The sequence below is a fragment of the Capillimicrobium parvum genome (assembly GCF_021172045.1).
Lineage (GTDB): Bacteria > Actinomycetota > Thermoleophilia > Solirubrobacterales > Solirubrobacteraceae > Capillimicrobium > Capillimicrobium parvum.
This window is the reverse complement of record NZ_CP087164.1, coordinates 5,118,092-5,139,467: the sequence shown is the minus strand read 5'-3', so window position 1 is coordinate 5,139,467 and position 21,376 is coordinate 5,118,092. Positions and strand designations below refer to the sequence as shown.

19 protein-coding genes and 1 pseudogene are annotated in these 21,376 nt (G+C 73.0%); 12 read left to right on the top strand and 8 right to left on the bottom strand.

The features are described from left to right. Positions 1-257 precede the first annotated feature (257 nt). The 5 genes from DSM104329_RS25025 (at position 258) to DSM104329_RS25005 (ending at position 5,068) form a co-directional block, all read left to right on the top strand. Positions 258-2,366 carry an MMPL family transporter gene (locus tag DSM104329_RS25025; RefSeq protein WP_259312584.1) on the top strand — a complete coding sequence of 703 codons (2,109 nt, stop codon included), beginning with the start codon at positions 258-260 and terminating at the stop codon, positions 2,364-2,366. 19 nt (positions 2,367-2,385) lie between these two features. Beyond that, positions 2,386-2,751, top strand: coding sequence for an ArsR/SmtB family transcription factor (locus DSM104329_RS25020; protein WP_259312583.1), 366 nt, complete (start codon positions 2,386-2,388; stop codon positions 2,749-2,751). Between the two features lie 78 nt (positions 2,752-2,829). Further along, positions 2,830-3,948: an MBL fold metallo-hydrolase gene (locus tag DSM104329_RS25015; protein WP_259312582.1), complete on the top strand. Its 1,119-nt coding sequence runs from the start codon at positions 2,830-2,832 to the stop codon at positions 3,946-3,948. Beyond that, a complete protein-coding gene (locus DSM104329_RS25010; protein WP_259312581.1) occupies positions 3,945-4,295 on the top strand; it encodes an ArsR/SmtB family transcription factor in 351 nt (116 codons plus the stop codon). Before DSM104329_RS25015 ends, DSM104329_RS25010 begins: the two co-directional genes overlap by 4 nt. Further along, positions 4,292-5,068 carry a sulfite exporter TauE/SafE family protein gene (locus DSM104329_RS25005; RefSeq protein WP_259312580.1) on the top strand — a complete coding sequence of 259 codons (777 nt, stop codon included), beginning with the start codon at positions 4,292-4,294 and terminating at the stop codon, positions 5,066-5,068. The genes DSM104329_RS25010 and DSM104329_RS25005 overlap by 4 nt, the downstream gene beginning before the upstream one ends. A 37-nt stretch (positions 5,069-5,105) precedes the next feature. Here DSM104329_RS25005 and DSM104329_RS25000 read toward each other — a convergent pair whose 3' ends face one another. Next, positions 5,106-5,933, bottom strand: a complete 828-nt coding sequence (locus DSM104329_RS25000; RefSeq protein ID WP_259312579.1) for a class I SAM-dependent methyltransferase — start codon at positions 5,931-5,933, stop codon at positions 5,106-5,108. Between DSM104329_RS25000 and DSM104329_RS29240 the strand changes: the two are divergent. Continuing rightward, positions 5,932-6,780, top strand: a pseudogene (locus DSM104329_RS29240) (DJ-1/PfpI family protein); the annotation flags it as partial. The gene DSM104329_RS25000 and the pseudogene DSM104329_RS29240 overlap by 2 nt on opposite strands. Before the next feature lie 82 nt (positions 6,781-6,862). Next, positions 6,863-8,329: a hydantoinase B/oxoprolinase family protein gene (locus DSM104329_RS24995; RefSeq protein WP_407655949.1), complete on the top strand. Its 1,467-nt coding sequence runs from the start codon at positions 6,863-6,865 to the stop codon at positions 8,327-8,329. A 27-nt stretch (positions 8,330-8,356) separates the two neighbouring features. Here DSM104329_RS24995 and DSM104329_RS24990 read toward each other — a convergent pair whose 3' ends face one another. The 4 genes from DSM104329_RS24990 to DSM104329_RS24975 are packed head-to-tail and all read right to left on the bottom strand — an operon-like array spanning position 8,357 to position 13,594. After that, entirely contained in the window at positions 8,357-8,707 is a 351-nt protein-coding gene (locus DSM104329_RS24990; RefSeq protein ID WP_259312577.1) for a DUF202 domain-containing protein, read from the bottom strand. Continuing rightward, the gene (locus tag DSM104329_RS24985; RefSeq protein WP_259312576.1) at positions 8,707-9,090 is read right to left on the bottom strand and encodes a YidH family protein; all 384 of its coding nucleotides are present in this window, start codon (positions 9,088-9,090) and stop codon (positions 8,707-8,709) included. Before DSM104329_RS24985 ends, DSM104329_RS24990 begins: the two co-directional genes overlap by 1 nt. Then, positions 9,087-12,044, bottom strand: a complete 2,958-nt coding sequence (locus DSM104329_RS24980) for a molybdopterin-dependent oxidoreductase (RefSeq protein ID WP_259312575.1) — start codon at positions 12,042-12,044, stop codon at positions 9,087-9,089. The genes DSM104329_RS24985 and DSM104329_RS24980 overlap by 4 nt, the downstream gene beginning before the upstream one ends. Positions 12,045-12,046: 2 nt before the next feature. Continuing rightward, positions 12,047-13,594, bottom strand: coding sequence for a 4Fe-4S dicluster domain-containing protein (locus DSM104329_RS24975; RefSeq protein WP_259312574.1), 1,548 nt, complete (start codon positions 13,592-13,594; stop codon positions 12,047-12,049). A gap of 86 nt (positions 13,595-13,680) precedes the next feature. On the opposite strand from DSM104329_RS24975, the gene DSM104329_RS24970 reads away from it, so the two are divergent. Further along, positions 13,681-14,592 carry a LysR family transcriptional regulator gene (locus DSM104329_RS24970; RefSeq protein ID WP_259312573.1) on the top strand — a complete coding sequence of 304 codons (912 nt, stop codon included), beginning with the start codon at positions 13,681-13,683 and terminating at the stop codon, positions 14,590-14,592. Positions 14,593-14,622: 30 nt separating this feature from the next. On the opposite strand, the gene DSM104329_RS24965 is transcribed toward DSM104329_RS24970, so the two are convergent. Beyond that, positions 14,623-16,275: a tetratricopeptide repeat protein gene (locus DSM104329_RS24965; protein ID WP_259312572.1), complete on the bottom strand. Its 1,653-nt coding sequence runs from the start codon at positions 16,273-16,275 to the stop codon at positions 14,623-14,625. A 257-nt stretch (positions 16,276-16,532) separates the two neighbouring features. On the opposite strand from DSM104329_RS24965, the gene DSM104329_RS24960 reads away from it, so the two are divergent. From DSM104329_RS24960 to DSM104329_RS24950, 3 genes are all read left to right on the top strand, one after another. Beyond that, a complete protein-coding gene (locus tag DSM104329_RS24960) occupies positions 16,533-17,741 on the top strand; it encodes a hypothetical protein (protein WP_259312571.1) in 1,209 nt (402 codons plus the stop codon). Positions 17,742-17,848: 107 nt separating this feature from the next. Then, positions 17,849-17,998 carry a hypothetical protein gene (locus DSM104329_RS24955; protein WP_259312570.1) on the top strand — a complete coding sequence of 50 codons (150 nt, stop codon included), beginning with the start codon at positions 17,849-17,851 and terminating at the stop codon, positions 17,996-17,998. A gap of 101 nt (positions 17,999-18,099) precedes the next feature. Then, positions 18,100-18,690, top strand: a complete 591-nt coding sequence (locus tag DSM104329_RS24950; protein WP_259312569.1) for a carboxymuconolactone decarboxylase family protein — start codon at positions 18,100-18,102, stop codon at positions 18,688-18,690. 9 nt (positions 18,691-18,699) lie between these two features. Here DSM104329_RS24950 and DSM104329_RS24945 read toward each other — a convergent pair whose 3' ends face one another. Further along, the gene (locus DSM104329_RS24945; RefSeq protein WP_259312568.1) at positions 18,700-20,265 is read right to left on the bottom strand and encodes a DUF853 domain-containing protein; all 1,566 of its coding nucleotides are present in this window, start codon (positions 20,263-20,265) and stop codon (positions 18,700-18,702) included. Positions 20,266-20,307: 42 nt separating this feature from the next. After that, positions 20,308-20,901 carry a dihydrofolate reductase family protein gene (locus DSM104329_RS24940; RefSeq protein ID WP_259312567.1) on the bottom strand — a complete coding sequence of 198 codons (594 nt, stop codon included), beginning with the start codon at positions 20,899-20,901 and terminating at the stop codon, positions 20,308-20,310. 133 nt (positions 20,902-21,034) lie between these two features. Between DSM104329_RS24940 and DSM104329_RS24935 the strand changes: the two genes are divergently transcribed. After that, on the top strand, positions 21,035-21,337 hold the full coding sequence (locus DSM104329_RS24935) for a hypothetical protein (RefSeq protein WP_259312566.1): 303 nt from the start codon (positions 21,035-21,037) through the stop codon (positions 21,335-21,337). Positions 21,338-21,376 lie beyond the last annotated feature (39 nt).

Here is a 21,376-nt window from a genome sequence, read left to right as displayed (position 1 = left end):
GCGCGTCGCGGACCCGATGCTCTCAGGGATGGAGCGGCGCTTCCGATGCGACACGTGCGCCACCAAGTGGTTCACGGTGCGTGACGAGCCGCCCGGCGAGTGCCGGCGGTGTGGCGGCACGCTGCTGCTGCTGAGCGAGGACGTGGGGCCGGCCCGCCTGCCGTACGGCCAGGGTTCCAGCGAGGATCACGCTTAACCGCTACACAACTACACAGTTGTGATACGGTTGAGCGCATGAACTCGAAGGAGGTGGCGTGGTGAGCGCCCTCGGACCCATCGGCCGGCTCGGCCACTGGACCGCGACGCACGTGCGCGCGGTCGCCATCGTGTGGATCGTCCTCGCGATCGGGCTCGGCTTCCTCGCTCCGCGCGTCGAGCACGCGCTCTCCGGCGCCGGCTGGGAGGCGACGGGCTCGGAGTCCGTCCAGGCGCGGGACCTGGTCGACCGCAACTTCCAGGGCCTGTCGAGCTACGCGCTCATGGTCGTCGTGCACTCGGCCTCCCAGACGGCGGGCGACCCGGCCTTCCGCCAGACCGTCACGCGCGCCGAGCAGGCGCTGGGGCGCAGCGAGGCGGTGACCACCGTCGTCGCGCCGCAGGCGGGCGTGTCGATCTCCCGTGACGGGCACACCGCCGTCATCCAGGCCGGCGCGGCCAGGAACGCGAACGAGATGGTGCGCGCCGCCGACGACCTCAAGACCGAGCTCGCCGCGCTCGGCACCGACGCCGTGCGGGTCGACCTGACCGGCGCATCCGGGATGTGGTCGGACTTCAACGAGGCCAACAAGACGGCGATGATGAAGTCCGAGCTGATCTCCTGGCCGGTCACGCTGGCCATCCTCGTGCTCGCGTTCGGCTCGCTCGTCGCCGCCGGCCTGCCGCTCATGCTCACCATCGTCGGCCTGGTCACCGCGGCGGGCTCGCTGTACCTCGGTACCCAGCTGCTCGACATCTCGATCTGGGCCATGAACTTCGCGCTGATGTTCGCGCTGGCGCTGGGGATCGACTACGCGCTGTTCGTGGTGATGCGCTTCCGCGGCGCGTTCTTCGGCAGCGGCCTGAGCGCCGAGGAGGCGGTCAGCGAGACGATGGACACCGCCGGCCAGGCCGTCCTGTTCAGCGGCGCGACGGTCCTCATCTCCCTGAGCGCGGTGATGCTCGTCCCCAGTCCCGCGTTTCGCTCGATGGCGCTCGGGATCATGCTCTCGGTCATCTTCGTCCTGGCGGCCACGCTGACGCTGCTGCCCGCCGTGCTCGCCAAGCTCGGCCCGCGCGTCGACAAGCTCTCGCTGCCCTGGGTCCGGTCGGGCGAGCACCGGTCGGCCCGGTTCGCCGCGTGGGGCGAGCGCCTGTGGCGGCGTCCGTGGGGGTATGGCCTCGCGGCGCTCGCCGTCCTCGTCGTACTGGCGACTCCGGTGCTGCATCTCGACACCGGCATGCCGTCGATCAAGGTCGTGCCTCAGGGCGACGGCTCGCGCCAGGGCTACGAGGCGGTCCAGCGCGCCTTCGGCCCCGGGGCCACCGGGCCGCTGCAGATCGTCGCGCCCGCCGGCGAGGCGGCGAAGGCGGCCGCGGTGGCCCAGGCCGATCCGGCGATCGCCCAGGTCATGCCCGTCCAGCGCGGCGCCGGTGGCACGGCGCTGATCCAGGCGATCGCCAGGACCGACCCGTCGAGCAAGCAGATGGGCGCGACGGTCGACCGCCTGCGCGCGGACCTGCCGCCCGGTGCGCTCGTCGGCGGGGCGGTGGCCGAGAACCACGATCTCGAGCAGGTGCTCGCCGACCGCACGCCGCTCGTGATTGGCGTCGTGCTCGGCCTCGGGTTCCTGCTGCTCCTCGTGGCCCTGCAGGCGCCGATCATCGCCGCCGTGGGCGTGGCGACGAACCTGCTGGCGACCGGCGCCGCGTTCGGCGTGGCCAAGCTCGTCTTCCAGGACGGGCACCTGGCGGGCCTGCTCGGCTTCGAGGCGCAGGGCTTCCTCGACGCGTGGGGGCCCGTGTTCTTCTTCGCGATGATCTTCGCGATCTCCATGGACTACACGGTGTTTCTGCTGTCGTCGGCGAAGGAGCACTGGGACCGCTCGCACGACCCACGCGAGGCGATGGTCGGCGCGATGGCGCATTCCGGCCGGGTGATCTTCGCCGCCGCGGCCGTCATGGTCGCGGTGTTCTTCACCTTCGCGCTGAGCGGCCCGCTGCCGCCCAAGGAGATGGGCGTGATCCTCGGGATCGCCGTGCTCCTCGACGCGGCGCTCGTCCGGCTGCTTCTGCTCCCGGTGCTGCTGCGGCTGCTGGGGCACTGGGCGTGGTGGTCGCCGCGCTGGATGCACCGCGTCCTGCCCGACGTCCGCTTCGGGCACGCGTGAGGCAAGATCCAGGGCCGCGATGAACCTGCCGCGACCGATCCCTGCCGAGCTGGCCGAGCTCATCGCCGCGCGCCTGCGCGTGATCGGCGATCCGACCCGCATCCGGCTGCTCGACGTCCTGCGCGACGGCGAGCAGTCGGTCCAGCAGCTCACCGAAGCGCTGGGCACGAGCCAGCAGAACGCGTCCAAGCATCTCGGGGTGCTGCACGCCGCCGGCATCGTCTCGCGCCGCAAGGAGGGCACGAGCGCGTTCTACGCCGTCGCGGACAAGACGGTCTACGAGCTGTGCGAGCAGGTGTGCGGCAGCCTGCACGCCCAGTTCGCCGAGCTGACCGCGCTGGTCGAGGGGGCCGGGCCGGTGACACCGGCCCGCCGCGCAGGGTAGCGGCGAGCCGCCTGCTGGCCACGGTCTCGCTCGGCAGGGCTTCGTTTCACAACTGTACAGTTGTGGTATTGTGCAAGTATGAAAATCGCCGCTCCGACCACCATCGCTCCCCGGGCGCTGCTCGCGCGCCTGGTCGCGGGCGAACCGACCGCCGTGCTCGACGTACGCGCCGATGCCGATGCCCCCATCGAGGCCGCCGCCGCCCGCCTCCGGCACGTGCCCGCGGGCGAGGCGACCGAGGCGGCGGGCGCGCTCGCCGCCGAGCTGGCCGCCGACACCGTCGTCGTCTGCCACCGCGGCCTCTCCGCGCGCGGCGTCGCCGAGGCGCTGTGCGCCGCCGGCATGGAGGCGCCCCAGATCCTCGACGGCGGCATGCGCGGCTGGTTGCACGTGCTGCGCGCGGTGCCCGTCGACCTCGGCGTCGAAGGGCTCCAGGTGCGCCAGGTCCAACGCCCCGGCCGCGGCTGCCTCTCCTACGTCCTGGCCGCCGGCGGTGAGGCGCTCGTCGTCGACCCGGCGCCGGACGCCGCCTTCTACCGCGACGTCGCCGACGAGCTGGGCGCGCGCATCGTCGCCGTCTTCGACACCCACCTGCACGCCGACCACCTCTCGGGCGCGCGCGAGCTGGCCGCGAGCGCGGGCGCGGCGCTGCACATGCCGCAGGCGTCGATCGACCGCGGCGTCGCCTACGCCGACGAGGTGCAGGCCGTGCGCGACGGGGACGTGCTCACGATCGGCGGCATCGACGTGACCGCGATCGCCCTCCCCGGGCACACCACCGACATGACCGGGCTGCTCCTGGCCGGCCGGGTCCTCCTCTCCGGCGACTCCCTGTTCGCCGACGGGCTCGCGCGCCCGGACCTCGAGCGCGGCGACCCCGACGGCGCCCGCGTGATGGCGCGGACGCTCCACACCACCTTGCACGAGCGCGTCCTGGCGCTCGGCGACGACGTCGTCCTGCTGCCCGGCCACGACCACGCCGTGGTCCGCACCGGCGCGGTCGCCCCCCGGTTGGGCGACGTGCGCGCCAGGGTCGCCGAGCTGTCGATCGCCGACTCCGACGAGTTCGCCGAGCACATCCTGCAGGGCATGCCACCTCGCCCGGCCAACTACGCCGCCGTCATCGACGCCAACGCCGGCCGCACCGCCGTCGACCCCGATCTCGAGTCCGGCGGCAACAGCTGCGCGACCCGATGAGCACGTCGCTGCCCCGCCCCATCCCGCTCGAGCTCGCCGAGATGATCGCCGGCCGGCTGCGCGCGATCGGCGATCCGACCCGGTTGCGGCTGCTCGACGCCCTACGCGACGGCGAGCGATCCGTCCAGGAGCTGACCGAGCTGCTCGGCGCCGGTCAGCAGAACGTCTCCAAGCACCTCGGCGTGCTGCACGGCGCCGGCATCGTCTCGCGCCGGAAGGTCGGCACGAGCGTGCGCTACGCCGTCAGCGATCCCGGGGTCTATGAGCTGTGCGAGCAGGTGTGCGGCAGCCTGCAGGCGCAGCTGGCCGAGCTCACGGCGCTCGTGGGCGGCACCGCCGCCGGATGATCGCGCTGGCGATCCCGCTGGGCGTCGCGATCGGTCTGATCGTCGGCGCGGTCGGCGGCGGCGGCGCCATCCTCGCGCTGCCCGTGCTCGTCTACCTGCTCGACCAGCCTGTGGGCCCCGCCTCGACCGCCTCGCTCGTCGTCGTCGCGGTGGCGGCGGCCGTCGGCGCCGGCTCGCTCGCTCGCCACGGCCATGTGTGCTGGACCGTCGCGCTCGCGTTCAGCGCGCCCGCGGCGGCCGCGTCCATCGTGGGCACGCTCGCCAACGACGCGGTCAGCCCGCGCGTTCTCATCCTGTCCTTCGTGCCGGTCATGGCGATCGCCGCCGGCGCGACGTGGCAGCGGGCGTCGGCCGGGCACACCGACGATCGGCCGGCCTGTCCGCACATCCCGTACGCCCGCGCCGCGATCGCCGGGGCCGGGGTCGGCCTGCTGACCGGGTTCTTCGGCGTCGGCGGCGGCTTCATGATCGTGCCGGTCCTCACCCTCTGGCTCGGCGTCCCGTTCCGTCGCGCCGTCGCGACCTCGCTGGTCATCATCACGCTCACCGGCGTGGCCGCGCTGGCGAGCCATCTCGTCGGCGGCGCGCGCATGGACGTCGGCATCACCGCGGAGCTCGCGCTCGCGACCGCCGCGGGCGCGGTGTTCGGCACGTCGATCGGCCGGCGCCTGCCGCACGCCGTCCTCGGCCGCGCGTTCGCCGTCGTCGTGGCCGCCGTCGGGGTCTTCCTGCTCGTCGACGTGCTGGCCCTGGGCGGCCCGCCGGGAGCCTGACGGACCGCGCCCGCATCGAGGAGCCGCGGGCGCCGGCTCAGTCCGCCAGCTGCACGCGGCACACCACGAACTCGGCGTCGATGTGCAGCGTCCCGTCGGCGGCCGTGTTCAGCGACGCGTAGAGCGCGCGCAGGTCATCGCGCAGCGCGTCCCAGCGGCCCTCGGCCTCCAGCTTCTCCTTCGCGCGCTTCGTCGGCCCGTAGTTGGCCTCGAAGAAGTCCATGTAGCCGTCGAGCGAGTCGAAGGCGAACGCGTTCATCGCGTAGGTGAGCTGCACGTTGCCCACGGCGCCGAACAGTTCGCGCAGGTGCGCCTCGTCGCCCCACATGGGCGGCGGCGTCACGAACGGGGGCGGCGGCGGCATGTGCCGGCTCATCGTCTGGAAGAGCCGGCCGATCAGCCCGCCCGGCGTCCAGTTGACGAGCACGATGGTGCCGCCCGGACGGCACACGCGGACGAGCTCGCGCGCGACGACCTCGCTGCGGGGCGCGAACTGCACGCCGAAGATCGAGGCGACGACGTCGAAGCGGTCGTCGGCGAACGGCAGGGCCTCGGCGTCGCCCTCGATCCACTCGACGGCCAGGCCGCGCTCCTCGGCGCGGTCGCGCGCCACGTCGAGCAGCTCGTCGACCAGGTCGAGGCCGGTCACGATCGCGCCGGCGGCGGCGGCCTCGATGGCCAGGTTGCCCGTGCCGGTGGCGACGTCGAGCAGGCGCCGGCCCTCGACGTCGACCGCCTCGAGCACCGCGGCGGGCGGCGTCTCGGCGATGTGCTCGGCGACGGCGGGGTAGTCGCCGTCGGCCCACGTGTCGCGATGCTGTCGCTTGAGCGCGGTGACGGCCTCGGTGGTGGTGTCGGTGGACATGGTGCGGAGGACCTCCAGGAGCGTTGGGAGAGACACCGCGAGCCTGCCGCGCGCACCACGTCCGGTCGAGTCCACAAGATGGACTTGCGCCGGGCCCGCCAGCTGGGACAATCCCCGCGTGTTCGGCGCGGCGCGCCCAGGCGTGCTCGACCCGGAGTACGAGCTGTTCGCGTGCTCGATCACCGACGGGCCGGTCCGCAGCGTCGGCGGTTTCACGATCGCCACGGACCGGGGTCTGGACGCGCTCGCCGAGGCCGGCACGATCATCGTCCCGGGGTGCCCCGACGTCGAGGCCGATCCGCCCGACGCGCTGGTCGAGGCGCTCGTCGCCGCCGAGGAGAACGGCACGAGGATCGTCGGCCTCTGTCTCGGGGCCTTCTGGGTGGCGGCGTCGGGGCTCCTCGACGGGCGCGAGGCGGTCACCCACTGGCAGTACGCCGATCGGCTGGCGCAGCGCTTTCCGCGCGTGCGCGTGAACCCGCGCACCCTGTACGTCGACGAGGGGCGTGTCCTGACGTCCGCGGGCAGCGCCGCCGGCATCGACCTGTGCCTGCACATCGTCCGCTGCGACCACGGCGCCGCGGTGGCCAACTCGGTCGCGCGGAGGATGGTCGTTGCGCCGCATCGCGCCGGCGGCCAGGCCCAGTTCATCGAGCATCCGGTACCGGCGCAGAACCGGGACGACGGGGTCGCGGCGCTGATGGAGCGCATCCTCGAGCGGCTCGACACCCGGCTGTCGATCGAGGAGCTGGCGCGCGAGGTGCACATGGCGCCGCGGACGTTCACCCGTCGCTTCGTGGCGGCGACCGGCCGCAGCCCGGGGGACTGGATCCTCGAGCAGCGCGTGCTCGCCTCCCTGCCGCTGCTCGAGTCGAGCGCGATGTCGATCGAGGAGATCGCCCGGACCGTACGCCGCGGACGTCGTGGCGATGGTGCCCGTGTTCATCGAGGGGGTGCACCGGTTCACCGTGTGCGTGCTCGCGCACCAGGCCGACATCGGCAACAGCCTGCCGTCGACGTACATGCCGACGGCCCGCGACGTCTACAACGAGGGCGCGCTGATCTTCACGGCCACGCAGGTCCAGCGCGACTACCGCGACATCGACGACATCATCCGCATGTGCCGGCGCCGCATCCGCGTCCCGGACCAGTGGTACGGCGACTACCTCGCGCAGGTCGGCGCGGCGCGCCTGGCCGAACGGCGGCTGAAGGAGGTCTGCGGGAAGTACGGCGTGGAGTCCGTCCTGCATCACCTGTCGTGGTGGACGGACTACGGCGAGACGATGATGGCGGACGCGATCCGGCGCCTGCCCGCGGGCGTCGTCACGGAGGAGGTCTGGCACGACCCGATCGACGGCGTGCTCCCCGACGGCTTCCGCGTGCGCGTCAAGCTCGAGGTCGACCCCGCCGAGGCGATGATCCGCGTCGACCTGACCGACAACGGCGACTGCCTGGACTGTGGGCTCAACCTGACCGAGACGACGTCGCGCATCGGCGCCGTCCAGGGCGTGCTCAACTGCATCCCGGAGCGGGTGCCCATCAACGAGGGCAGCTTCCGGCGCATCGAGATCACGATGCGCGACGGCGCGGCGATCGGCCGGCCGGCGTTCCCCCACAGCACGTCGGTGGCGACCACGAACCTGCTGTGCCGGCTGAGCATCGCGGTGCACGGGGCGTTCGCCAAGCTCGGCGACGGTCACGGGCTGGCGCAGTCCGGCCTCGGGATGTCGGCCGGCTGGGGCGTCATCGCCGGCAAGGACCGCCGCTACGGGGGCACGCCGTACGTCAACCAGCTGTTCACGGGCTTCGCCGGGGGACCCGCGGCGCCGCGCGTCGACGGCTGGGTCAACTCGGGCTCGACCGGCGGGCACGCGATGCTGCTGCGCGACAGCGTCGAGGTCCTCGAGACGAAGTACCCGATCCAGGTCGACGCCGTTCGCATGCTCCCCGGCTCCGGCGGCGCGGGGCGCTTCCGGGGAGCGCCCGGCGAGGAGGTCGTGTTCGGCCCGCGGTTCGACGCGATGGACCTCGCCGTGATGGCCGACGGGCAGGTCCACCCGCCCGCCGGGGTGCACGGCGGCGAGGCGGGCGTCGCGGGCGCGACGTTCCTCGTCGAGCCCGACGGGACCGAGTCGCGGCTGCCCGGCGTCGTCCAGACCGTGCTCGAGGCGGGTCAGCGGGTGCGGGCCATCGACAACGGCGGCGGCGGCTACGGGCCGCCGCACGAGCGGGATCCGCGGCGCGTCCTGCGCGACGTCCGCGAGGGCTACGAGACGGTGCAGCGCGCGCGCGACGTGTACGGCGTGGTCCTCACCGGCACCGTGGATGACGACACGCTGGCCGTCGACGACGAGGCGACGCGCGCACTGCGTGAGGGCGGGAGGGCCGGGGCGTGACGGTCGCCGGGACCGCCGACGAGCCGCTCACCGCGCCACCAGCGCGCTGAGCGCCAGGGCCGTGACGGCGAACAGCAGGATCGTCGTGGCTCTCGCGAGGACGAGATGGACGCGCGGCTGCAGCGCCGGCACGCCCGCGTGCAGCGCGGCGGACCGGGGGGCGTAGGCGCTTCGGCCGTGCCACCACGTGGCCGCGGCCAGGACGGCGAGGGCGAGAGCGACGGCCAGCCCGACGCCGTGTGGGTGGACGTGCCGGCTGAGCCGGCCCACCAGGATCGCGTTGACGGCGATCGCCAGCGCGGTGCGGCTCCAGGCGAGGTGGGTGCGCTCGAGCTGGAGGCCGGCGTCGAAGAGCGCGGGTTCGCCGCGGCGGGCCATCAGACGCGCGCGACGATCAGGATGCAGGTGGCGACGGTGATCGCGGCGACCGCCGGGCCGAGCCAGCGCGGGAGCTTGGAGTACGGCAGCGGCCGGCGGAGCCGCAGGGCCCGTTCGATCGCCTCCCAGCGGCCGTAGGTGCGTAGGGAGATGAGCGCCCCGAGCAGCATCAGCGGGATCCCGATCGCGAGGCGCACGCCCAGGCGCTGGGAGTGCAGGAGCTCCACGACGGCGAGGCCGGCGGCGACGAGCGCGAGGGCGGTGCGGATCCAGGCCAGGAAGGTGCGTTCGTTGGCGAGCGTGAAGCGGGGGTCGGGCTCCTCGCCGACGCTCTGCAGCGGTGAGGCGGAGCTTCGTCGCTCGGCTGAGTCGGGGGCGCTCACCGGCCGGGCTCGAGGGGGCCCCAGGTGTGTGCGGGGTCCCAGTCGATGAGGTCGGCGAACGCGTCGGGGTGCGCGGGTTGGGTGCGGGCGGCTGCTTCGCGCAGCGCGCGGGTGCGGTCGTCGTGGGGGAGGGTGTAGGCGGAGAGGGTGGGCTTGACGGGCCGGAACAGCCAGATCGGGCGGCGTAGCTCGCCGGTCGCGGGGCGGGTGAGGGCGAGCCATTTGCGGTAGACGGCGCGGGCGCGGGCGAAGTCGACGTAGATGTCGGAGTACTGGTCGTCGGGCTCGGCGGGGCGGACGCGGACCTTCTGGTGCCAGCAGTGCATGCCGCTGATCGGGTCGGGGTGCACCGGGAAGGTGATGTTCTGGTGCACGCCGGCGTCGCTCCACCAGACGCGTGAGGAGCTGGCGTCGGTCGACGTCCAGGGCTCGACGCCGTGGAGGCGGCGGATGAAGAGCTCGTCGGCGTTCTCGGTGAGGTCGACGAGCGCGGTCGACCAGCGCGACCCGCCGTCGGTCTCCTTGAGGCGCCAGCGGCCCATGTGGTGGCTGGCGGCGACGACGCCGGGGCGGATGCCCTCGGTCACGAGGGTCTTGATGACGAACCAGCCGATCTCGGTCTCCACGCGCGCGAGGGCGCCGGTGTGCAGGCCGATGCGCTCGGCGTCCTCGGGGCAGACGAGCAGGGGGTGGGTGTGGGAGAGCTCGTTGAGGTACTTGGCGTTGCCCGAGCGGGAGTGGATCATCGTCGGCAGGCGGTAGGTCGGCAGCAGGACGTACTCGCCGTGCTCGTGGTCGATGAGCGAGTGGTGGACGTGGCTGCGCACGTAGGCCGGTGTGGCCTGTTCGGGCCAGCCCCATTCGGCGAGGGTCTCGGAGTACAGCTCGAGCTTGCGCGACGGCGAGTTGAAGCCGCGCCGTGCGACGCCGTCGACGAGGGTGGCGACCGTGTCGGGGCGGCCGGTGAGCGGCAGGTGGTCGCCGTTCAGCGTGCGCTTGGTGACGACGTCCTCGGTGCCGCGGACCTCGGTGTCGTCGAGGTCGGTCACCTCGGCTTGGTGCTGGTCGTAGTCCTCGGTGGAGATCTCGACGACGCCGTACTTGCGCATGTAGCCGAGCGGGTCGAGGCCCTCGGCGGCCGCCTTGGCGGGCAGGCCGGGCACCGAGTTCTCGAACATCCAGCGGTAGTACTCCTCCAGCGTGATCTTCTCGCCGGGGCGGTAGGGCGACTCGTAGTAGCGGCGGATGCCCAGGCTGCCGTCGGGGTCGGCGCGCCAGGACAGCTCGATCCAGAACTCGCCCTCCTCCCACACCTCGCCGGGGTTGGCCTCGTAGGTGAACTCGACCTGGCGGCCCATGCGCTGCATCGCGACGCGTCGCACGGGCTGGCGGAAGCCGAGCCAGCGTCCGGAGTGCGTCTCGTAGGAGTGGGTGTCGTGGCGTTCGGGGCCGTGGCCCATCGGCAGCACGTAGTCCGCCCACCACGCGGTCTCCGACCAGGTCGGTGTGAGCGCCGCGTGCATGGCGACCTTGCCGGGGTCGCGCAGCGCGCGCAGCCATGAGTAGCCGTCGGGGAACGTCCACACCGGGTTGAGCACGCGGGTGAACAGGGTGTCCTGGTGGCCGCGCTCGTCGTGCAGGAAGTGCGGGAACAGGATGCTCATCTCGTTGTGGGCGAGCGGGTACTCGCGCGGCCAGCTCAGCTCGTTCCACTGCGTGTGGGGCGGCGGCTTGCGCCAGGGCTGGGGGATGAACTTGTTCCACGCGTTGGGCGACACCCCGCCCTCGGTGCCGACCGCGCCGGTCAGCACGTTGAGCAGCCACAGGCTGCGGGTGATCTGCCAGCCGTGCAGGTTGCCGGCCGCCGCGGCGCGCCAGATGTGCGAGCAGAACGCGGTGCCCGCCGCGGCGATCTCGCGCGCCACCGCGACGACGGTCGCGGCGGGCACGCCGGTCTCCTGCTCGGCGAACTCGGGGGTGTAGCGCGCGACCTCGCGCTTGAGCTCGGCCACGAAGTTCGCGAACGTCGGCTCGGCGCCCGGCGCGCGGTGGTTCAGGTACGTGCGCCAGTTCACCCAACGGCGCACGAACTCGCGGTCGAAGCGGTCCTCCTCGAGCAGGACGCGCGCGATGGCCAGCAGCAGCGCCCCCTCGGTGCCGGGCCAGGTCGCCAGCCAGTAGTCGGCGCGGGTCGCCGTGTTCGACAGGCGCGGGTCGATGACCGCGATCTTCGCGCCACGCTGCTGCGCCTCGACGAGCCGCTGGGCGTGCGGGTTGAAGTAGTGCCCGGACTCCAAGTGCGCGGAGCACAGCAGGATGAACCGCGCGTTGGCGTAGTCGGGCGAGGGACGGTCGGTGCCCTGCCAGAACCCGTAGCCCGCCCGGCCGCCCGACGAGCACACGTTGGTGTGCGAGTTGTGGCCGTCGCAGCCCCAGGTCTCCAGGAAGCGGTCGGCGAACCCGTCCTCGCCCGGCCGGCCGACGAAGTAGCAGACGTCGTTCGGGCGCCCGGCCGAGAACGCCCGGTTCAGGCGCTCGGCGAACGTGTCGAGCACATGGTCCCAGCTCACGCGCTCCCAGCCGCCGCCCCCGCGCTCGCCGGTCCGGCGCAGCGGGTACAGGATGCGCTCGGGGTCGTTGATCTGGTTGAGCGTCGCCGGCCCCTTGGCGCAGTTGCGCCCGCGGCTGCCCGGGTGCGCGGGATTGCCCTCGAGCTTGCGGATCTCCAGCGTGTCCTTCTCCACGTAGGCCAGCAGGCCGCACGCCGACTCGCAGTTGAAGCACACCGTCGGCACCAGTGTGTACTCCCGCTGAACCTTGCGCGGCCAGGCCGCCGCGTCGTTCTCGGTCCACGAGTCCCACCGGTCCGCGGGCGGATGCGCGCGCAGCTCGCCGTCGTGCGGTCCGTGTCCGGTGGCGCGCCGCGCGCCCGTGCGATCGGTTCCTCCGGCCATGGTCAGCTCAGCGGCACGCTCTGGCCGGCCCGCACCCAGGCGTCCTCGTAGAGCCACAGTCCGACCAGCGCCACCAGGCCGCCGGCCGCGAGCACCAGGGCCCCCCCGGCCACGAGGTACACCGCGGCCAGCACGCACGGCAGCACGGTGGCGGCCACGACACCGGCCCAGAAGCGACGCGCGTACAGGTCACGCCAGAGGTTGGTCGCCGCGCGCTCGGCCTGCTTGGTCTGGTGGCGCCCGAAGATGTCCAGCGCGCCGATGATCGCGCTGCACGCGGCGGCGGCCAGCAGCGCCCAGGCCAGCGCGCGCGTCGCCGCAGAGGGCGCGTCGACGAAGAGCGCCACGATGCCGAGCGCTCCGGCGCCGGCCACGGCCGCGTTGACGAGCGTGTGCGGTAGCAGCAGCGGGCTCTGCCACAGATCCCGGCCCTCGCACTGGTTGAAGAGAAACGCCGTGTAGCCCGCCAGCAGCGCGCCGGCCGGGATCATCGCCCACGCCAGCGCGTCGCGCACACTGTCGGCCCCGAGCAGCGCAGCGACGGTGAACGCGAACGCGACGACCGCCGCGACGTTGATGCACTGCGCGCCCAGCGCCAGCCACGATCGCCACTGCGGGCGCGTGAACAGGTAGATCGCGCGCTTGGGCTGCTTGAGATCCCACACCAAGAACAGGCCGGTGACGGCGATCCCCGCCAGCGCCAGCAGCCCGGGCACCACATCGCCGAGCGCGGAGGAGTCGACGCCCACGACCAGCAGCAGCGCGGCCAGCATCATCGCGCCCGCGGCGATGCCCTTCGACAAGAAGTAGCTCGAAACCCGCCAGCCCCACGGCGCGGAGTGGCCGATGTCGTGCATCGCCGTGGCGGTCGCCTCCTCCGTCAGCGGCGCGAGCTTCTCGCGCTGGGAGTCGGGAACCTCGCTGTAGAGGTAGCCGTCGCCGCCGCCCACCTGCAACGGGTCCAGCGACGCCTCGTCGGCGCCGAGATAGAAGACGTTCGGCCCGGTGCCCTGCTCGGGCGCGCGGACCTGTGCCGGCACGACCGCGAGCAGCCGGCTGATCTCCGACACCGGATCGTTGAGATCGCCGGACACGATCGCCTTCGTCGGACACACCACCTCGCAGGCCGGCTTCATGCCCGTGTCGACCCGGTGCGCGCAGAAGTTGCACTTGTGCGCCGTGTTCGACTGCGGATCGATGTACAGCGCGTCATACGGGCACGCGTTCAAACACGCCTTGCAGCCGATGCACCGGTCCGCATCGAAGTCGACAATCCCGTCCTCGCGCTTGGTCAGCGCCTTGACCGGACAGATCTGCACGCACGGCGCATCGGTGCAGTGGTTACAGCGCAGCACCGAGAAATACCGGCGCGTGTCCGGGAACTCGCCCCGCTCGATGTACTTCACCCACGTCCGGAACACGCCGAGCTCGACGCCGTGCTCGGTCTTGCACGCCACGGTGCACGCATGACAGCCGATGCACGACCGGTGATCGATGGCGAACCCGTACTGACGCTTCGTGCCCGTGCCCGTGCTCGTGTCGACCGCCATCGCCGTCGATCATCACGGTCGATTGCGGCGGCAACCAGTCGGATCCGGCGTCAGGCATTCCCGCCAGGAATGACTAGGCTCGAGTGGTGGCGAACACCGATCCGCGACTGCCCGGCGCCGAGCTCGCCGCGTTCACCGCCGCCGTCGAGACCGGGACCGTCCGCGGTGCCGCGGAGGCGCTCAACCTCACGCAGTCGGCGGCGACGAAGCGCATCGCCGCGCTCGAGCGGCGAGCCGGCGCGCCACTGCTGGTGCGCAGCCGGCTGGGTGTGACGCCGACGGAGCTCGGGCGCCTGCTGTATCCGGAGGCCAAGCACGCCCTCGCCGCGCTCGCGGCGGTGGAACGGGTGATCGCCGACCACGGCGCCGGCGCGGAGGCGCCGTTGCGGCTGGCGGCGAGCCAGACCCTCGGCGAGTTCGTCGTCCCGGGGTGGCTCGCGGCGTTCCGCGTCGCCGACGGCCGCGGACGGGTCGAGCTCGACGTCGCCAACTCCCCCGCGGTCCTCGCGGAGCTGCGCGCGGGGGACGTCGACCTCGGCTTCGTGGAAGGCGCCGACCCGCTCGACGACTTCGACACGCTCGTCCTCCTGCGCGACGAGATCGTCGCCGTCGTCGCGATCGGCCATCCCTGGGCGCGCCGCGAGCGCCCCGTGCACGCGCGCGAGCTGGCCCGCGAGCCCTACCTCACCCGCGAACAGGGGTCGGGCACGCGGGCGGTCGCCGAGGCGGCCCTGGCCGAAGCGGGCGTCACCCTCGTGCCCAGCCTCGAGGCGGCGAGCACGCAGAGCCTCAAGCGCGCCGTGCTCGACGGCGGCTTCACGCTCGTCTCACGGCTCGCCGTCGAGCCGGCCGAAGAGGACACCCTCACGGCGCTGTCGGTCAGCGGCGCCGATCTCTGGCGCGAGCTGCGCGCCGTGCGGCTGCGCAACCGGGCGGTGACTCCCGTCGCACGCCGGTTCTGGACGTTCCTCAGTGCCCGGGCGATGGGCGGCGGCTGACGATCCCGGCGCCGGCGCCGGCGCGGCGGCTCAGGCGACGGCCGTGAGCCGGCACGCGCAGGACGCCTTGACGGGAATGTCCGCGTAGGCGGCGGCGATGTCGAGCTGCTGCTTGACGATCCGCGCCTCGCCCGCCTTCCCGAGTCGCACCAGGCACTCGTGGTAGCCGTGCAGGCTCCACACGTTGTTCGGGTGGTGGCACGCGCGCGCAAGGGTGTCGTCGAGGCCGAGGTCGGCCTGGTAGACCGCCTCAGCCTCCTCGACGCGCCCCTGTTCGAGCAGCAGCGCGCCGTAGGCGTGCCGGGTGGGCTGCATCCAGCCCCACGGCTCGTCGTAGGGCAGTCCGTCGTCGAGCTCGATCGACCGGCGCAGGTGGCCGAAGGCCTCGTCGTGGTGCCCGGCGCGGTAGGCGATCTCGCCGTCGAGCATCGCGCTCGCGACGGCGAGGATGTCGACGCAGGTGTTGTTGAAGATCGTGCGCGACTCCGGCACGCGCGCGACCGCGTCGGCAAAGCGCTCGCGCTCCGCGCGGGCCTCGTCGACGCGGCCCGTCGCCGCCAGCGCCACGCCCCTGGCGTAGCGCGTCATCGCGGTCGTGACGCAGTAGAGATCCTGGTCGGACGGCAGCTCGAGGTCGAGGATGTCCTGCCAGCGGCCGAAGCGGATCAGCACGTGGTTCTTCATCGAGTAGAAGCCCTCGAGCCAGTCCGCCATCGGCGGGACCTCGACGCGCAGGAGCGCCTCGGGCAGGGCGGCGGCGAGCGCGTCGGCGGTCTCGAGAGCGACCCGCGACTGCCCCAGGAACATGGCGCCGTAGATCTTGAAGTGGAAGTCGTGGCAGCGGTACAGCGAGTAGAACTCGAGGCCGCCGGAGCGGGCGAAGTACTTCTCGTCGGCGGCGATGGCCCGCGTGTTGGACTCCACGGTACGCCGGTAGTCACCGCAGAGGATGTCGATGTGCGTCGGCATGTGCTCGAGGTGGCCGGCGTCCGGTACCAGGCCGCGCAGGTCGTCGGCCGCCTCCAGCGCGAGCTCGGGCGCCGGCGACATCTCCATCAGGTGCAGGTACATGTGCAGCACCCCGGGATGCGTGCGCCCGCCGGGCAGCTGGCGCGCCCGCTCGAGGATCGCCCGCGCCTCGACGGTGCACGAGCCCTCCGCGGGCTCGCCGGTCGACTGGTCCCAGAGCGCCCAGGCCGTCAGGTTCATCAGCGCCTCCGCGCAGAGCGTGGCGACGTCGAGGTCGTCGGGATAGCGCTCGCGGATGCCGCGCATCGCCTCCGCGTAGTCGGCGCACCAGCCGTCGAGGTCGCCCGCTGGGTCGTCCTCGGCGTAACGCCGCGACAGCGCCGCGATCAGATCCCGCTCGACCGGCGAGGCGCCGGCCTGGAGCTCGCGCGCGCGGCCGAGCGCGCGGTGCGCCCGGGTCAGCGAGGCCGCGAGGTCGGTCTCGTCGAACGCCTCCCACGGCTTGTTGTAGTTCGGGCCGGCGGCGTACGCCACGCCCCAGTGCGCCAGCGCGAACGTGGGGTCGTGCTCGAGCGCCGCCTCGAAGCAGCGGATCGCCTCCCCGTGGTTGAAGGCGTAGCTCCACACGAGCCCGCGATCGAACCAGCGCTGGGCGTCGGGCGAGGAGGTCGACGTCCCGCGCCCGTAGTCGCCGAGGTCGAAGTAGTCGGTCATCGTTCCCGTTCCACGATCATGGTCCCGTTCGGTGCCGTCGCGGCAGGCCGCCCCGAGGCTCACCAATACGCTACGGCAGGTCTGGACGCGCGCCCAGCACCAGCGCCTCTGCGTCCGATGGGTCCAGATCGCGACCCGGCGCTTGCAGGATCCCGTGCAAGGGCCGGAATTGCGGGTCGAATGCCGACGAGCGGTGCTAGCGTCGCCGACCGCCGCCGGGGCCTCGCGTCAGCGTTTCTCCGCGGCTCCCGCCTGCTGTGGACGACGCCGCCGCCCAGACCCACCCGAGATCGCGCCGCCGCGCGTGGATCGCCCTTGCCGTGCTCGCCGCCTGCGCGCTCGCGCTCCTCGGCGGGCGCACGACGGCGCGCGGCGACCTCAGCAGCCGCATCGCCTCGACCAAGGGCGAGGAGCAGCGGCTCAGGGACGCCGTCGCCGCCGAGTCCGCGCGCATCGCCGCGACGAACGATGGCCTCGCCCGCGCCCAGGCGCGCCTCGCCGAGCTGCAGGCGCGCGCCGCCTCGCATCAGGCCGAGCTGCGGCGCGTCGTCACCGAGCTCACCCGGGCCCGGGTCCGGTTGACGGCCCTCGAGAACAAGTACCGCCGCGCGTCCGCCGCTCTCGCCCAGAACCTCCGCGCCGACTACATGAGCGAGCACGCGGACCTCACATCCGTCCTGCTCAACGCCCGCGGCTTCAGCGACCTGCTCGAGCGGATGGAGTTCCTGCGCCGCGTCGCCAAGCACAACGCGGAGATCCTCGACACGACGAAGACGACGCGCTCCGAGGTCGTCGTCCAGGCGCGCCGCCTCAACCGGCTGCAGGCGCGCAACCAGAAGCTGACCGCCGACGCGGTCAAGGACCGCAACGCCGCGGCCGCCGTCGAGACCGCGATCCTGACCCGCCGAGCCGAGCTGCTGCGCGGGCGCGCGAGCAAGCAGGCCGAGCTCGACGGCGTGCGTTCCGAGCTCGCCTCGCTGCGCGACCGCCAGGCGCGGGCGCTGCGCGCGGCGCAGCGCCGGCTCGCGCAGGCCCGCGCCGCCGCGCCCGACGTCAACGGCGCGATCCCGACCGACCCGGGCGGCATGGCCCAGGCCCCCGCCGGCGCGCCCGAGGCGGTGCAGCTCGTCATCGCCGCGGGCAACGCGATCTCCGGGCTGCCGTACTCCTACGGCGGCGGCCACGCCTCGTTCCAGGCCAGCGCCTACGACTGCTCCGGTTCGGTCAGCTATGCGCTGGCGGCCGCGGGGCTCGTGTCCTCGCCGCTGAACTCGACGGGCTTCATGAGCTGGGGCGAGGCCGGGCCGGGCCGCTGGATCACCGTCTACGCGAACGCCGGCCACGCCTACATGGTGGTGGCGGGCTGGCGCTTCGACACGAGCGCGCTGTCGTCGGGCGGCACGCGGTGGACGCGGGCGCAGCGCAGCAGCGCCGGGTTCGTCGCCCGCCACCCGCCGGGTCTCTAGAGGGGTTTGACCGGCCCGTCCCCGGGGGAGGCGAGGGGTCCACCTCCAAAGAAGGCGACGCCATGACGTTCGAACCCTGCCCAAGCGGGGATTGCCGCGGAAAGCTGATGGTCTCCGACGCCGCTGACGGTGCCGACCTCGCCCGCGATCCGGCCGCGTCCCCGCTCGCTCGCGCCTACTGCCCGCTGTGCCGCCAGTCCTTCGAGCGCACAGAGGGCGGGTCCGGCTGGCAGATCGTCGCCGCCCAGCTCGCCTGAGCGCGCGCCTCGGGCCGGCCGCGAACCGGTTGACCGGGCGCGCCGCGAGTGGTCTGATGGCCGCCGGGTGTTGGGCCGCCGGATCGCCTGAGGAGGGGCATATGACGTTCATCACGACGGTCGCCGAGGACGAGGCGCGCGACGCCGTCGCCGACCTCTACGAGGCCGATCGCGCAGCGTTCGGCTTCGTGCCGAACTTCGCCAGGGCGTTCTCGCTCCGGCCGGAGGTCTACGCCGCCTGGCGCCAGCTCAACGGCGCGATCAAGGCCGGGATGGATCTGCGCCGCTACGAGCTGGCGACGGTCGCGGCCGCGCGCACGCTGCGGTCGAGCTACTGCACGCTCGCCCACGGGTCCGTGCTCGCGGACCGGTTCATGGCGCCCGACGAGGTGCGTGCGGTGGTGGCCGACCACCATGCCGCGGGGCTCGACGAGGTCGACGTCGCCGTCATGGACCTCGCCGAGAAGGTCGCCGGCGACGCGACCTCGGTCACGGAGGCCGACGTCGAGCGGCTGCGGGCGCTCGGGCTGTCGGACGCGGAGATCTTCGACGTGATCGCCGCCGCCGCGGCGCGGTGCTTCTTCAGCAAGGCGCTGGATGGGCTCGGCGCGGCCCCGGACGCGCACTACCGCGAGCTCGACCCCGAGCTGCGCGAGACGCTGACGGTCGGGCGGCCGATCGCCGGCGGCTGATGCGGTGAGCTACAACGACTTGCGCAGCAGGCCGAACAGCCCGCGCACGACCTGGCGCTGCACCGCCTGGCCCTGGCGCGAGCGAAGGAAGTCGGCGATCGGGTCGGTCTCCACGGGGTCGGCGGGGTGGGGCGTGCGCTTCGGCTTCGGCTTCGCGCGCGGCGACCGCCCGCGCGGCGGGTGCTCGGCCGGCCCGGTCGGCTCGTCGCCGGCCGCCGGCGTCTGTTCGAGCCGCCGCGCAAGGAGCTCCCGCGCGCTCTCGCGGTCGACTCGGGTGCCGTACTTCCCGTACAGCGGCGAGGCTTGCGCGGAGCGCGCGATGTCGTCGGCCGGCGCCATCCGCGACGCGGGGGCACGCAGCTTCGTGTGGACGACGGGCGTCGGGACGCCGGTCTCCGAGAGGATCGTCACCGCCGCCTCGCCGATGGCGAGCTGGGTCAGCAGCTCCTCGAGGTCGTAGAAGCCGGACTTGGGAAACGTCGACACGGTCGCCCTCAGCGCCTTCGCGTCGTCGGGCGTGTACGCGCGAAGCGCATGCTGGACGCGGTTGCCGAGTTGCGCGAGGACATCGGCCGGCACGTCCTTCGGCGTCTGGGTGACGAAGAACACGCCGACGCCCTTGGAGCGGATCAGCCGCACCGTCTGCGCCACCGAGTCGAGGAACGCCTCGGAGGCGTCGTCGAACAGCAGGTGCGCCTCGTCGAAGAAGAACACGAGCTTGGGCTCGTCGAGGTCGCCGACCTCGGGCAGCTGCTCGAAGAGCTCCGCGAGCAGCCACATGAGCGCGGTCGAGAACAGCTTCGGCTTGTCCTGCACGGCCGGGAGCTCCAGGCACGAGACGATGCCGCGCCCGTCGGGCGCCGTGCGCAGGAGGTCCGCGATCTCGAACTGGGGCTCGCCGAACAGCTCGTTGCCGCCGCCGTCCTCCAGCACGACGAGCGCGCGCAGGAGCACGCCGACCGTCTGCGACGAGAGGCCGCCGATCCCCTTGAGCTCCGCCTTACCCTCGGGCGAGGACAGGAACGTGAGCAGCGCGCGCAGGTCGGCGAGGTCGAGCAGCGCCAGGCCCTTGTCGTCCGCGTAGCGGAACACCAGCCCGAGGCTCTGGTCCTGCGTCTCGTTGGCATCGAGCACCTTGCCCAGCAGCCGCGGGCCGAAGTCCGAGACGGTCGAGCGCACCGGGACGCCGGCGCCGATGCCGCCGAGCGTCAGGTACTCGACCGGGAACGCCGTCGGCACGAACGGCTCGCCGAGCTGCGCGGCGCGGTCCGGCCCCGAGCCCTCGGCGGCGCCGGGGGCGCCCAGCCCGGACAGGTCGCCCTTCATGTCCGCGACGAACACCGGCACGCCGGCCGCCGACAGCTGTTCGGCGATCAGCTGCAGCGTCTTCGTCTTGCCGGTGCCCGTCGCCCCCGCCACGAGTCCGTGGCGGTTCATCATCTTCAGCGGGATGCGGACGGCGGCCGCCGGTGCGAGCGCGCCGTCATGCATGCCCTTGCCGAGCTCGATCGCCGGCCCATCGGTCGCGTACGCCGCGGCGATCGCCTGCCCGAAGTCAACGTGCTCGCCTCCCATCGCCGGCGCGAAGACTGCCAGACGCGGGCGGCGCCGGGCGGGTCAGTCGCGCACCGGCCGGTATCTGCAGACCAGCACGCCGGTGCCGGCGGTCTGGGCCGACACCAGCTCGAGCGGCCGCGCGCGGCCGTCGTCGGGGAACGCGCGCTTGCCGCCGCCGAGCAGGAGGGGCTCGATGAACAGCAGGTACTCGTCGACGAGATCGTGCTCGACGAGCTGGCGGGTCAGGGACGAGCTGCCCCACATCTGGATGCTGCCGCCCTCGCGCTCGCGCAGCCTGCGGATGGCGCCGAGCGCGTCGCCGGGGTCCAGCAGCTCCGAGTTCGACCACGTCAGGTCGTCCTGCGTCAGCGTCCGGGACGCCACGTACTTGTCGATCGAGTTCATCCGGTCGGCGTACGGGTCACCCGCGCGGTCCGGCCAGGCCGCGGCCATGCCCGCCCAGGTGCGCCGGCCGAACAGCAGCGCGTCCGCGCTCTGAAGGCTCTCGAAGATGACGGGGCCCATGACCTCGTCGTCGAAGTACTTCATCGACCATCCGCCGTGGGCGAACCCACCCTCGGTGTCCTCCTCGGGCCCACCGGGCGCCTGGACGACGCCGTCGAGCGTCATGAAGTCGGTGACGAGGATCTGCATTGCGGCCCCTTCTCGGTCGTGCTGCCGTGTGGTCGACCAGTAGACCGGCGGCACCGGCCGAACTCATCGCTCGGCGCCGCGACTCGAACGCGCTCTCGACGACCTCTACGCGTACTACGGGCGCAACGAGCCGATGTTCAGCAACGTCCTCCGCGACGCCGAGCTCGTCGACTTCGCCCACGACGCCGTGGCCCCGCTGAACGCGTACCTCGAAGACGCGGCGGAGGTCCTCACCGTGGGCCGTCAGGCCCGCGGCCGCAGACGACAACTGCTCGTGGCGGCGGTGCGCCACGCGCTCGCCTTCTCGACCTGGCGTTCCCTCTCCGCCCAGGGCATCGCTCGATTGGATGCGGTGCGGCTCGTGACCGCGCTCGTCGAGGCCGCCGCCGCCCCACAGGCCCGCAGCCGACGACCGTCGCTGAGCGCTCCACGATGAGCGGGTCGGGGGCGCCGAGGCGCTCCCCGACCGCGCATG